Source organism: Bradyrhizobium ingae (assembly GCF_055791185.1).
The window spans coordinates 162,210-174,941 of record NZ_JBVUBB010000015.1 but is presented as its reverse complement, the minus strand read 5'-3'; the positions used below and the strand labels follow the sequence as shown (position 1 = coordinate 174,941).

The 12,732-nt window shown below is 65.4% G+C and carries 11 protein-coding genes and 1 pseudogene; 10 read left to right on the top strand and 2 right to left on the bottom strand.

Going from position 1 to position 12,732, the window contains the following annotated elements; genetic code table 11:
* A partial coding sequence (locus tag ACV1FX_RS22305) for a hypothetical protein (RefSeq protein WP_473119705.1) occupies positions 1-212 on the bottom strand: 212 nt, incomplete at its 3' end.
* Here ACV1FX_RS22305 and ACV1FX_RS22300 point away from each other — a divergent pair.
* The 8 genes and pseudogenes from ACV1FX_RS22300 to ACV1FX_RS22265 form a co-directional block, all read left to right on the top strand.
* Positions 159-620, top strand: a pseudogene (locus tag ACV1FX_RS22300) (ABC transporter permease); the annotation flags it as partial. The gene ACV1FX_RS22305 and the pseudogene ACV1FX_RS22300 sit on opposite strands and share 54 nt — an antisense overlap.
* A 9-nt stretch (positions 621-629) precedes the next feature.
* Positions 630-1,529 carry an ABC transporter permease gene (locus ACV1FX_RS22295; protein WP_473119704.1) on the top strand — a complete coding sequence of 300 codons (900 nt, stop codon included), beginning with the start codon at positions 630-632 and terminating at the stop codon, positions 1,527-1,529.
* Between the two features lie 290 nt (positions 1,530-1,819).
* Entirely contained in the window at positions 1,820-3,655 is a 1,836-nt protein-coding gene (locus ACV1FX_RS22290) for a dipeptide ABC transporter ATP-binding protein (RefSeq protein WP_473119703.1), read from the top strand.
* A 19-nt stretch (positions 3,656-3,674) separates the two neighbouring features.
* Positions 3,675-3,854, top strand: a complete 180-nt coding sequence (locus ACV1FX_RS22285; protein ID WP_473119702.1) for a DUF4089 domain-containing protein — start codon at positions 3,675-3,677, stop codon at positions 3,852-3,854.
* A 7-nt stretch (positions 3,855-3,861) separates the two neighbouring features.
* Positions 3,862-5,256, top strand: coding sequence for an AtzE family amidohydrolase (locus ACV1FX_RS22280; RefSeq protein WP_473119701.1), 1,395 nt, complete (start codon positions 3,862-3,864; stop codon positions 5,254-5,256).
* 1 nt (position 5,257) lies between these two features.
* Positions 5,258-5,650 carry an oxalurate catabolism protein HpxZ gene (gene hpxZ / locus ACV1FX_RS22275; RefSeq protein WP_473119700.1) on the top strand — a complete coding sequence of 131 codons (393 nt, stop codon included), beginning with the start codon at positions 5,258-5,260 and terminating at the stop codon, positions 5,648-5,650.
* 4 nt (positions 5,651-5,654) lie between these two features.
* Positions 5,655-6,377 (top strand): GntR family transcriptional regulator, encoded by a 723-nt coding sequence (locus ACV1FX_RS22270; protein ID WP_473119699.1) that lies wholly within the window; start codon positions 5,655-5,657, stop codon positions 6,375-6,377.
* Between the two features lie 147 nt (positions 6,378-6,524).
* Positions 6,525-6,740, top strand: coding sequence for a hypothetical protein (locus ACV1FX_RS22265; protein WP_473119698.1), 216 nt, complete (start codon positions 6,525-6,527; stop codon positions 6,738-6,740).
* 7 nt (positions 6,741-6,747) lie between these two features.
* Here ACV1FX_RS22265 and atzF read toward each other — a convergent pair whose 3' ends face one another.
* The gene (gene atzF, locus ACV1FX_RS22260) at positions 6,748-8,556 is read right to left on the bottom strand and encodes an allophanate hydrolase (RefSeq protein WP_473119697.1); all 1,809 of its coding nucleotides are present in this window, start codon (positions 8,554-8,556) and stop codon (positions 6,748-6,750) included.
* Positions 8,557-8,889: 333 nt separating this feature from the next.
* Between atzF and ACV1FX_RS22255 the strand changes: the two genes are divergently transcribed.
* Together ACV1FX_RS22255 and ACV1FX_RS22250 are read left to right on the top strand one after the other, a co-directional pair.
* Positions 8,890-10,743: a feruloyl-CoA synthase gene (locus ACV1FX_RS22255; RefSeq protein ID WP_473119696.1), complete on the top strand. Its 1,854-nt coding sequence runs from the start codon at positions 8,890-8,892 to the stop codon at positions 10,741-10,743.
* Positions 10,744-11,031: 288 nt separating this feature from the next.
* Positions 11,032-12,660 carry a tannase/feruloyl esterase family alpha/beta hydrolase gene (locus tag ACV1FX_RS22250; protein WP_473119695.1) on the top strand — a complete coding sequence of 543 codons (1,629 nt, stop codon included), beginning with the start codon at positions 11,032-11,034 and terminating at the stop codon, positions 12,658-12,660.
* Positions 12,661-12,732 lie beyond the last annotated feature (72 nt).

The following is a 12,732-nucleotide window of genomic DNA, read 5'->3' as shown; positions in this document are numbered from 1 at the left end:
CCCCCCCCCCCCCCCCCCCCCCCCCCCCCCCCCCCCCCCCCCCCCCCCCCCCCCCCCCCCCCCCCCCCCCCCCCCCCCCCCCCCCCCCCCCCCCCCCCCCCCCCCCCCCCCCCCCCCCCCCTAGTCGTCGGCAGCGTCAGATGTGTATAAGAGACAGGATCGACACGCTGATCGCGCGCGATTTCGAGGCTTTTCGTTCTGCACTCAGTCAACTCATCCTGCCCGCGGCCACGCTTGCGATCTTCTCGCTGGCGCCGATCGCGCGTATGACGCGCGCCTCGATGCTCGCGGTGCTCGCTAGCGAATTCGTCCGCACCGCGCGCGCCAGCGGACTGGCCCCCAGCACCGTGATCGTCACCTACGCCTTCCGCAACGCGATGCTGCCGGTCATCACCACGCTCAGCATGGTGTTCTCCTTCCTGTTAGGGGCCAACGTGCTGGTGGAGAAGGTGTTCGCCTGGCCGGGCATCGGCTCCTATGCGGTGGAAGCGCTGATCTCATCGGATTTCGCGCCGGTGCAGGGTTTCGTGCTGACGATGGCGGTGATGTACGTGCTGCTCAATCTCGTGATCGATATTCTCTATGGCGTGATCGATCCGCGCGTGCGGCTGGAAGGGTAGGGGGAGATCATGAGCTCCGTTGCGCCTGCTGTTGAACCTGTGGGTCCCGCGCGGACCTCAGGGCTCGCTGCCGTCCTCGAACAGACCCGCTACGTCCTTGGCGAGAACAAGGTCACGGGCTTCGCATTCGCACTCCTGATCCTGATCCTCGCTGCCGCGATCCTCGGTCCCTATGTGGTGCCGTACGACCCGCTCGCCTCTGACACGGCTGCCGCGTTGAAGCCGCCGTCGATGGCGCACTGGTTCGGCACCGATCAGCTCGGCCGCGACATTTTCAGCCGCGTCATCGTGGCAACCCGGCTCGACACGTTCATCGCGATCGCCTCAGTCGTGCTGGTGTTCCTGATGGGCGGGCTCGCCGGCATCGCGGCCGGCTATTTCGGCGGCTGGACCGATCGCATCGTCGGCCGCCTCGCTGACACCATCATGGCCTTCCCGCTGTTCGTGCTGGCGATGGGCATCGTCGCTGCGCTCGGCAACACCGTGCAGAACATCATCCTGGCGACCGCCATCGTCAACTTTCCGCTCTATGCCCGCGTCGCGCGCGCCGAGGCCAACGTCCGCCGCAATGCCGGCTTCGTGCAGGCGGCGCGGCTGTCGGGCAACGGCGAATTCCGCATCCTCCTGGTGCACATCCTGCCGAACATCATGCCGATCATGATCGTACAGATGTCGCTGACCATGGGCTACGCCATCCTCAATGCCGCGGGCCTGTCCTTCATCGGCCTCGGCGTGCGCCCGCCGACCGCGGAATGGGGCATCATGGTCGCCGAAGGCGCGGGCTTCATGGTGTCGGGCGAATGGTGGATCGCGCTGTTCCCCGGCCTTGCGCTGATGCTCGCCGTGTTCTGCTTCAACCTCCTCGGCGACGGCCTGCGCGACATCGTCGACCCGCAGCGGAGGACGTAGGTGATGGTTGGGTTCGAGTGCGGGGCGATACATCCGAAGCTCACATGTGAGGCGGGCACCACTCTTTCATTCCCTCCCACCTTGCGGGGGAGGGGCAGGAAGGGGGGTAGCCACGAGCTCCGACCTCTCCCGGGGCTACCCCCCTCCCCAACCCTCCCCCGCAAGGTGGGAGAGAGCGAGAGAGTTGCGCCCGCCTCATGCGCGAATTTTCGGCCAAAAATCTCCAATGATTCCAACGCCGTTTTACTTTGCATGGGGGTGTTTTCGACCTTTCTGGTTGGGAGGCATCCATGACCGCCCAGCCGTTGCTCGACGTTCAGGACCTCACGGTTGAATTCACCACCCGCCGCGGCATCGTGAAGGCTGTGCAGCACGTCAACATTTCCGTCGCCAAGGGCGAGACGCTCGCCATCGTCGGTGAGTCCGGTTCCGGCAAGTCGGTGACGTCCTACGCGGTGATGCGCATCCTCGACCGCGCCGGCAGGATCGCCGAGGGCTCGGTGATGTTCTCCGGCATCGACGTGAAAGCCGCGTCCGAAGACCAGATGCGCGACCTGCGCGGCCGCGAAGTCTCGATGATTTTTCAGAACCCGCGCGCGGCACTCAATCCCATTCGCAAGGTTGGCGACCAGATCGAGGACGTGCTGCGCACCCATGTGCAGCAGGCGCAGGTTGCCGACCACGGCGAGAAGGCGATCGAGGCGCTGGAGCAGGTCAAGATCGCCCGCCCGCGCGAGCGCTATCACGCCTATCCGTTCGAGCTCTCCGGCGGCATGTGCCAGCGCGTCGTCATCGCGCTCGCGCTCGCCTGCAATCCGCAGCTCCTGATCGCGGACGAGCCAACCACGGGTCTCGACGTCACCACCCAGAAGGCGGTGATGGACCTCATCGTCGAGCTGACCAAGCGTCGCGCGATGTCGACCATCCTGATCACGCACGATCTCGGATTGGCCGCCGCCTATTGCGACCGCGTCGTGGTGATGGAAAAGGGCAGGGTGGTGGAGACCGCAAAGGCCGCCGACATCTTTGCGAGCCCGCAGCACCCCTACACACGCAAGCTGATGCGCGCGACGCCGCGGATCGGCGTGTCGCTAAGGGATCTGTTGCCTGAAGAAGACACGGCGAGCGAGCCGCAGGCTTCGTCCGTCATGGCCGGGTTTGACCCGCCTGCGGGGCCGAAGCCCCTTCGGCGCGGCGAAGGCCCGGCCATCCATCCCACTTCGCACGACTCATCGCAATCGATGGACCCCCGGATCAAGCCTGGGGCTGACGAGAAGGGGAATGGTGACAAGCCTCTTCTCCTGATCGACAAGCTCGTCAAGGAATACCCGCGCCAGGGCGCGACCGCTGTGCTCGGAAAACTGTTCGGCCGCAAGCCGCCCGTGGAGCCGGAGGTGTTCCGCGCGGTCGACGGCATCAGCTTCTCGATTGGCCATGGCGAAAGCGTAGGTCTCGTCGGCGAATCCGGCTGCGGCAAATCAACGACCTCGATGATGGTGATGCGGCTGCTCGACCAGACCTCCGGCCGCATCCAGTTCGACGGCGAGGAGATCGGCAGCATGATGCCGAGCGCCTTTGCGCGCCTGCCGCTGCGCAGCCGCATCCAGATGGTGTTCCAGGATCCGACCGACAGCCTCAACCCGCGCTTCACCGCGGCCCGCGCCATCGCCGATCCGCTTCTGCAGCTCGGGGACATCAGGGGACGCGACGCGTTGCGGGCGCGCTGCGAGGAGCTCGCGACCATGGTCGGCCTGCCGCACAACCTGCTCGACCGCTTCCCGCATCAACTGTCGGGGGGACAGAAGGCCCGCGTCGGCATTGCCCGGGCGATCGCGCTGCATCCAAAGCTTGTCATCCTCGACGAGCCAACCGCTGCGCTGGACGTCTCGGTCCAGGCGGTGGTCCTGAATCTGCTCCAGGATCTCAAGGCACGGCTCGGTATGAGCTACCTGTTCGTCTCGCATGATTTGAATGTAGTGCGCTTGCTGTGCGATCGTGTCATTGTGATGCGGACGGGTCGAATCGTCGAACAGGGGACTTCCGAAAAAGTCCTCAGCGATCCGCAGGACGACTACACCAAGGAACTGTTGACGGCGATTCCGCATCCGCCGTTGCCGGTGCACTGAGAGCCTGTCTGGGAGCGTGATGGCCGAACCGCTGGACGACTATATCGACGCCGTCGCGAAGGCGCTGGCGTTGCCGATCGAGGAGGCCTGGAGGCCGGCCATTCGCGCGAACCTCGACGTGTCGCTGCGGCTCGCCCGACTCGTCGACGAATTCGCGCTGCCGGACGAGACCGAGCCGGCGCCCGTGTTCACGGCCTGATGTTGCCATGACGACAGCTCCTGAAATGACGGCTGCGGACATCGCCAAAGCGGTGGCGGGCGGCAAGCTGTCCGCGCTCGATGCGACTGAAGCGGCACTCGCCCGCATCGAGCAGCGCGACACGATTCTCAATTCCTTCACCGACGTCACTGCCGATCGCGCTCGCGCCAAAGCGCGCGCGATCGATGCCGACATCACGGCCGGCAAGAAGGTCGGCCCGCTCGCAGGTGTCCCGTTCGCGGTGAAGAACCTGTTCGACGTCGCGGGCCTGCCGACGCGCGCCGGCTCGAAGATCAACCGCGCCCGTGCGCCCGCCGCGCGCGATGCGACGCTGATCGAGCGGATGGAAGCGGCCGGCGCCGTGCTGGTCGGCGCGCTCAACATGGGCGAATACGCCTATGACTTCACTGGTGAAAACGTTCACGACGGCCCCTCGCGCAATCCGCATGATGCGACTCGGATGAGCGGCGGCTCTTCCGGCGGTTCGGGGAGCGCCGTCGGCGGCGCGCTGGTGCCGATCGCCCTGGGGTCGGACACCAACGGCTCAATCCGCGTGCCATCCTCGTTCTGCGGCATCTTTGGACTGAAGCCGACTTACGGGCGGCTGTCGCGCGCGCGCTCCTTCCCCTTCGTCGCGAGCCTCGATCATCTCGGCCCGTTCGCGCGCTCCGTCACCGACCTCGCGCTCGCCTATGACGTGATGCAGGGACCGGATGTGGACGATGCCGCCTGCACCACGCGGCCGGTTGAGTCGGTGGCGCCGCTGTTGTCTGAATCGATCTCCGGTTTGCGCGTCGCCATCGCCGGCGGCTATTTCCAGAAGAACGTCTTCCCTGAAGCCGTCGAAGCCGTCGGCCGCGTCGCAAAGGCGCTCGGCGCGACGCAAGTGATCGATATTCCCGAGGCCGCGCGCGCCCGCGCAGCCGCCTATGTCATCACCACGACCGAAGGCGCTTCGCTGCATCTCGATCGTCTGCGCAAGTGCCCGAACGACTTCGACCCCGCGGTGCGTGACCGCCTGATCGCAGGCGCCATGGTGCCCGCAGCGCTGGTCGACCGCGCGCAAAAATTCCGCCGCTGGTACCGCGCGCAACTTGCCGAGATATTCAAGTCCGTGGATGTTCTGGTCGCGCCCGCGACGCCCTGCACGGCGCCAAAGCTCGGGCAGGTGACATTCAAGCTCGACGGCGTCGAATTGCCGGTGCGCGCCAATATCGGCGTTCACACCCAGCCGATTTCCTTCATCGGCCTGCCCGTGGTGGCTGTGCCGGTGCCGCTCGATCCGATGCCGATCGGTGTGCAGATCATCGCCGCGCCCTGGCGCGAGGACATCGCGTTGCGCGTCGCACACGCCCTGGAACAGATGGGTGTGGTATCAGCGCCGAGCCCGAGGGGATTGTAAGATGGAAATCGATCTCCCCGACGTGATCGCGGAAGTCAAAGCCGCGTTCGAGCGTTACGAGACCGCGCTGGTCAGCAACGACGTTGCCGTGCTCGGCGAGCTCTTTCGCAACGATCCCCGTACGCTCCGTTACGGGATCGGCGAGAACCTTTACGGCTATGAGGCGATCTCCGGCTTTCGCGCCGCGCGCTCGCCGGTCGGCCTGAACCGCCGCACGGCGAAAACCGTGATTACCAGTTACGGCCGTGACACCGCGGTCGCCTCCACGCTGTTCCATCGCGACAGCATGCCGGGCCGGGTCGGCCGGCAGATGCAGACCTGGATCCGCTTCCCCGAGGGCTGGCGCGTCGTCGCCGCCCATGTCAGCATCATCGACGAGCCGAAAGAGACCTGATCGCATGACGCTTGACGACCTTCCGCCCGGAGCCCTGCCGACTGAGACGGTGGTGCCGCGCGTCGACCGGCCGCTGCCGTCGGTGCAGAAGGTCACGCGCGCGGAGGAGCTGCGGCTTCAGCTCGCGGACGAGATCGTGCGCGGTACGTTGCCGCCCGGGGCGCCGCTGGACGAGACCGATATCGCACGGCGCTTCAACGTCTCGCGTACGCCGGTGCGCGAGGCGCTGCGCCAGCTCGTGGCAAGCGGCCTGGTCGAGGCGCGCGCCCATCGCGGCGCGGTGGTGGCGCAGCCTTCCATCGAGCGACTGACGAGCATGTTCGAGGCGATGGCGGAGCTGGAGGCGTTGTGTGCGGGTTTCGCCGCCGAACGGATGTCGGCGGCCGAGCGCCATGGGCTGGAAGCCATTCACGAGGAACTGAGGGTGCTGAGCTACACCGGCAATCCGGAGCGTTTCCACGAGGTCAACGAGCGATTTCACAATGCGATCTATGCCGGCTCGCAGAACGGCTACATTGCCGAGATCACGCTAGCGACGCGCGTGCGCGTGCAGCCGTTCCGCCGCGCCCAGTTCCGCAATCTCGGCCGGCTCGCCAAATCGCAAGCCGAGCACGACCGCGTCGTCGTCGCCATCATGCGCGGCGACAAGCAGGGCGCCGCCGCCGCGATGCGCGCGCATATCGAGCTGGTGCGCGGGGAATACGAGATCTACGCGGTGTCTGTGTAGTACAAGACTCACATTAGGATTGGCTCCATGGGCCCGGTTTGGCAGCGCACCACTTCGTGATGCGCTGCGCCCGGGACAAGGGAGTCACCCAGGAACGCACCATCGTGCGTGTCGTTTTCTCTGATCTATCCGATCAGGAGAAACACCATGGCGTCTTCCGAAAAAGATCCCCGGCACCACACTCAGAAAATGAAGCAGCGTCTGCAGGACATGGTGACGCATCTGCGCGAGGACATCCGCAAGGTGGACGAGCCGCAGCTTGCGGCGATGTTCGAGACGTCGGCCGAAGTGCTGACGGGCCTTGTGAAGGCTTTCGACGACTACGAGAAGAAGAACGAAGCCGCCTGGCGCAAATCGGCGTGAACCTCGGTTACACCGTCGCAGCTTCCGCCATGTAAGCGCGCCAGCCGCCGAACGAGGTGATGTCGCGCGCTGCGCCCAGCGCTTCCGGCTCGACGATGAAGCCTTTTACGCTGCGGCCATCGGCGAGCTTGATGGTGCCGATGGACAGCGGCGGCGGGATCGCGTTGACGAACTTGCCGAAGGCGGACGCCGACAAGGACCAGATTTCCAGCTCGATCGCAGATCCCTTGCCGGCCTCGACGCGCAGCATGCCGGGTTTTGGCGGTGTCGTGTCGAGCGCATAGAGCCTGTAATCGGCCGCTGTCTTCGTCGCTTCGATCAGGCGTGCGTTCAGCGCCTTCAACTCGCCGTTCAGCGCCATGCCGGACAGATGCGCGCCAACCACAGCAATCGGAATCTCGTCGGCGCTGCTGGCCGACATCGGAGCGAGCGGTGCTTGCGCAACGCCCTTCGCGCCGACGCTGAGCCTGGTGTCGGCATGGAATACGCGTCCGATGCTCGCAAGGAATCCATCGCGGCCGGCAGGCGCAAGCAGCGTAATGCCGAACGGCGCGCCGTCGGATCGCAGCGATGCCGGCAGCGCCAGGCCGCAGAGATCGAGCAGGTTGACGAAGTTGGTGTAGGTGCCGAGCCGGCTGTTGAGCTCGATCGGGTTGGCGAGCACCTGCGCGGTCGAATAGATCGTGGGCGCCGTCGGCAGCACCACCGCGTCCAGATGCGCGAAGGCGCGCTCGGCGATCTTGCGCAGCCCTTGCAGGCGATAGAGGGCGGAGAATGTCTCCGCCGCGGTGAGCCGCGCGCCGGCGGCGGTGATCTCGCGCGTCACCGGGTGGATCGCATCCGGCGCGGAAGCGAGGAGATTGCGGATCACGAGATAGCGCTCGGCGACCCAGGGCCCTTCATAGAGCAGCCGTGCCGTCTCGTAGAACGGCTCGAGGTCGAACTCGACGAGAACAGCGCCCAGCGCCGTCCAGCGCTTCAAGGCCTCGCCGTACGCGGCCTCCGATTTCTTGTCGCCGAAGAAGATCAGTTGCCCGTTGCGCGGCACGCCCAGGCGAAGGTTGGCCGGGAACGGCGTCATCGCGCCGAGCGGCCGATCGCGCGAGAACGGATCGGCCTGGTCCGGCCCCGCCATCACGGAAAGGGCAAGTGCAGCATCGTCCACCGTCAGAGCGAATACCGAAATGCAATCGAGTGTGCGGCACGCGGGCACGAGCCCTGCCGTCGAGATCATGCCGAGGCTCGGCTTCAGTCCGACGATGTTGTTGAGCATCGCCGGCACCCGGCCGCTTCCCGCGGTGTCGGTTCCGAGCGATAGCGGCACGAGGCCGGCGCCGACGGCCGTTGCCGAGCCCGAGCTCGACCCGCCAGGAATGAGATCATCGCGGATCGGATTCTTGGGGATGCCATAGGGCGAGCGCACGCCAACGAGGCCGGTTGCGAACTGGTCGAGATTGGTCTTGCCGATGATGATGGCGCCGGCCGCGCGCAGACGTTCGACCGCGGTCGAGTCATGCGCCGGCGTGTAGGAAAAAGCCGGACAGGCGGCTGTGGTCGGAAAGCCCAGCGCGTCGATATTGTCCTTCACCGCGACAGGCACGCCGAAGAGCGGCAGGTTTGCTGCATCGTTTCGCGCGGCAAGCTTCTCCGCTTCCGCGATCGCGTCCTTCTCCTCGCGCAGGCTGATGAAGACTGCATCATCGCCATGGTCGCGGATGCGCTGATAGGTGCGCGCGATCGTCTGAGCCGGCGTCGTCGTGCCAGCGCGGTGCGCGGCGACGATTGCGGCTACCGTCTCTGGCTGATCAGCCCCCATGGCAACAAAAACTCCGGCAACGAATCTTCACCAGGCGTGAAGCAAGCGATGTGCCATTGTGTACAGAATCCATGCACGCTGTCTGCTCCGGATATAGCCGAAAGATCAGTCGGTTACGAGAATCCACGCTGACCGGCGCCGGTGCGTGGGTAGCGCCCGGATGTGTGCATCTGCTCAATTTTTGTGCAGTGAGAGCTTGGCTAAAACCGACGAGCATCGGCAGCAGCCGCTCCCGCTTCATCCTGCCTGATCTTCTCCTCGACATGGTGCTCGTGCCGTCCAACATTATCGACAAAGCGGCCCGTATGAGGCCGCTCCCGGGGAGGACGACCCATGACCACGGCCGCCGTACGCGGTGAGGCTTCCGGCCTGTTCGCAACGCCCAAGACAGTCGCCGAGCATCGCGCCGACGGCAGCATCCTGTTGCGCTCGCCCGAGCCGTTGCACGAGGCCGCGCGCTGCATCGGCGACTGGCTGGAGCAATGGGCGCAGCAAGCGCCGGAGAGGATCTTCCTCGCAGAGCGCGGCAAGCCGGATGCGCCCTGGACCAGCATCACCTACGTGCAAGCCTTGCGGCAGGTGCGCTCGCTGGCGTCGTGGATCCTTGCGGAAGGCCTGAGCACGGAGCGTCCGCTCGTCATCCTCTCCGACAACAGCGTCGATCATGCGCTGCTTGCGCTGGCTGCGCAGCATGTCGGCGTGCCTTCCGCCGCGATCTCGCCGGCCTATTCGCTGATGTCCAGGGATTTCGACAAGCTGAAGAGCATGATCAGCCTGCTTCAGCCCGGCGCGATCCATGTCAGCGACACAAAACCGTTTGCTGCGGCGCTCGCGGCGATCAGACCGCTGCATCAGGCGGAGATCGTGAGCGGCAGTGTCGATGACGCTGAGGCGTTGTCTTTCCGCGCTTTGGCGGCGACGCCGGAATCGGTGGACGTCGCCAAGGCTTTCGCCGCGGTGACGCCGGACACGATTGCAAAGTTTCTATTCACCTCGGGCTCAACAGGCGCGCCGAAGGCCGTGATCAACACCCAGCGCATGCTGACCTCGAGCCAGCAGGCCAAGGCGCAGACCTGGACCTTCCTCGCGCAAGGCGGCGATCTCGTGATCCTGGACTGGCTACCCTGGAGCCATACCTTCGGTGCCAACCACAATTTCAATCTGGTGCTGCGCAACGGCGGCTCGCTCTATATCGACGGCGGCAAGCCGGCGCCCGGGTTGTTCGCGACCTCGCTTGCCAATCTGAAAAGCGTGATGCCGACGGTCTATTTCAACGTGCCCCGCGGCTTCGACATGCTGATCACGGCGCTGCGCAGCGACGAGGAATTGCGACGCCGCTTCTTCGGCGCGGTCAAGTTCGCCTTCTATGCCGGCGCGGCGCTGCCGCAGAATCTCTGGGATGCGCTCAAGGAGCTCTCGCTCGAGACCGTCGGTCGCGCGCTGCCGATGGTATCGGCCTGGGGCTCGACGGAGACGTCGCCGCTCGCGACCGATTGCCATTTCCTCGCCGAACGCTCCGGCAATATCGGCGTGCCGATCCCCGGCACCGAGCTGAAGCTCGTCACCTCCGGTGACAAGCTGGAGGTGCGCGTGCGCGGGCCCAATGTCACGCCAGGCTATTGGAAGGCGCCGGATCTGACGAAGCAGGCCTTCGACGAGGAGGGATTTTACCTCATCGGCGACGCCGTGAAATTCGCCGACAGCGCGTGCCCCGAGCGCGGCCTGTTCTTCGATGGCCGCGTTGCGGAAGATTTCAAGCTCAACTCAGGCACCTGGGTCAGCGTCGGCACGCTGCGCGTCGCCGGCATCGCGGCGCTCGCGCCGCTGGCGCAGGATATCGTCGTGACCGGTCACGGCGGCGATGAGGTGCGCTTCCTGGTTTTCCCCAACGTTGCAGGTTGCCGCGCGCATGCAGGGCTGGCAGACACCGCCGCCGTGAGCGAGGTGCTCGGCCACGACGAGGTGAGAAGCGCGATCGCGCAGGGGCTCGCAAAGCTGAAGGCGCAAGGCGCAAATTCCTCCGGCCACGCCACGCGCGCGCTGCTGCTGGCCGAGCCGCCGTCGGTGGATGGTGGCGAGATTACCGACAAGGGCTACATCAACCAGCGCGCCGTGCTGACGCGTCGTGCCGAGGCAGTAGCGCGGCTGAATGATGGTGCGTCGGCCGAATGGATCGGCTGTAGCTGAGAATCTGGGTCGCCAATTCTTCACCTCGTCCCGCTTGCGCGGAGAGCTCGCATTCGGGTGAGGGGGACTCTCCGCGAGTTCGTCTCGCTCCGTCACTCGTGGATGCAGCCCCTCGCCAGACCCTCTCCCCGTAATAACGGGGAAGAGGGTGCGAAGCGGCAGTGCAACGGGGGTCTTGTTAAAATTGAGATATTGAGTAATAATTATGATATATAATCAAATAGGGAGGCCGCCGTGAGGTCTGGCTTGATACCGGCAGCCGCGTTGGCTGCCCTTCTTGGATCCACCATGCTTGCCCGCGCCGAAGGCGAGGGCTGTTCGCCTGCCACCACGGCCTCGCTGGCTATTCCCGGCGTCGAGATCGTCGCTTCCAAGCTTCAGGAGGCGGGCAACGGCCTGCCCAGGCATTGCATAGTGACCGGCCTTGCCAACCAGCGCGCCGGTGTGGACGGAAAATCCTACGCCATCCAGTTCGAACTCAGGCTGCCGGCCGAATGGAACGGCCGCTTCCTCCACCAGGTGAACGGCGGCAATGACGGCGTCGTCATTCCCGCGCTCGGCGACAAGCCGGACGGCTGGACCTCCGGCGGCACGGTGCCGCTCGCCCGTGGCTTCGCGGTGCTGTCGTCCGACAGTGGACATTCCGGCTCTGACCCCGCCAACAAATCGCTCGGACTCGCCGCAGGTTCGGCCTTCGGGCTCGATCCGCAGGCGCGGCGCGACTACGGCTATGCCGCGGACATCACGCTCTCGCCGGTTGCGAAGAAGATCATCGCGCTGCATTACGGCCGCCAGCCGGATCGCTCCTACATGGCCGGCTGCTCGAACGGCGGGCGCCATGCGATGGTCGCGGCTTCACGCATGCCGGAAAATTACGACGGCTTCCTCGTCGGCAATCCCGGATTTGATCTGCCGCGCGCTGCGGTCCAGCACGCCTGGGACGTGCAGGCTTTCCTGAAGGCCGATCCGGATCTTCGCAAGTCGATCACGAAGGAGGATGCGCAACTCGTCTCCTCGCGCATCACCGAGGCCTGCGATGCGCTGGACGGCGCCAAGGATGGCCTGACGTCGAATCTTGCAGCCTGCCAGAAGGCGTTCGATCTCAAGACCCTTGTTTGTGCGCCGGGCCAGACCAATGCCTGCCTCTCGGAAGCCAAGGTCGATGCGCTGAAGACCAGTCTTGCCGGGCCAAAGAATTCGAAGGGTGAAGCACTCTATTCGGACTGGCCGCTCGATGGCGGCATCGGCACCGGCAACTGGCGCGCATGGAAGGTCGAGAGCCCCGTCGCGCCCTGGAATAATTTCCCGATCATCGCGACCATGGGCGCGGCATCGCTGAATTACATCTTTTCGACCCCGCCAGTCGCGGTGGAGGGAAGTAGCGATAAGCTCGTCGACTCGCTGAAGGCCTATGATTTCGATAAGGATGCCCCCAAGATCTTTGCCAAGGACGGCACGTTCACGGAGTCGGCGATGGACTTCATGACGCCGCCTGACGTCGACGATCCGAAGCTCGCCGGCCTTCAAAAGGCCGGCCACAAGATCCTGATCTATCACGGTCAGGCCGACCCGGTGTTCTCGGTCAACGACACCATCCGCTGGTACGACCGGTTGAACAGGAACGCGCAAGGCAACGCCAACAATTTTGCGCGTCTCTTCACCATGCCCGGCGGCACGCATTGCGGTGGCGGCGTCACGCTCGACAAGTTCGACGCGCTGACCGCGTTGACCGACTGGGTCGAGCAAGGCAAGGCGCCTGAGCGGATCGTTGCCTCGGTCAATCCGGCGAACAAGGAAATTCCGGCGACGTGGAGCGCGAACCGTACCCGGCCGCTCTGCCCGTATCCGTCCTATGCGGCCTACTCGGGGCAGGGCGACGTCGAGGACGCCGCGAACTTCGTCTGCAAGGCGCCGTAACGCTTTAGCCTCTCCCCGCGAAGAGCGGGGAGGGTGTGAAGCAGCGCGCCAATAGGCCAGCGGTTCTGCCAC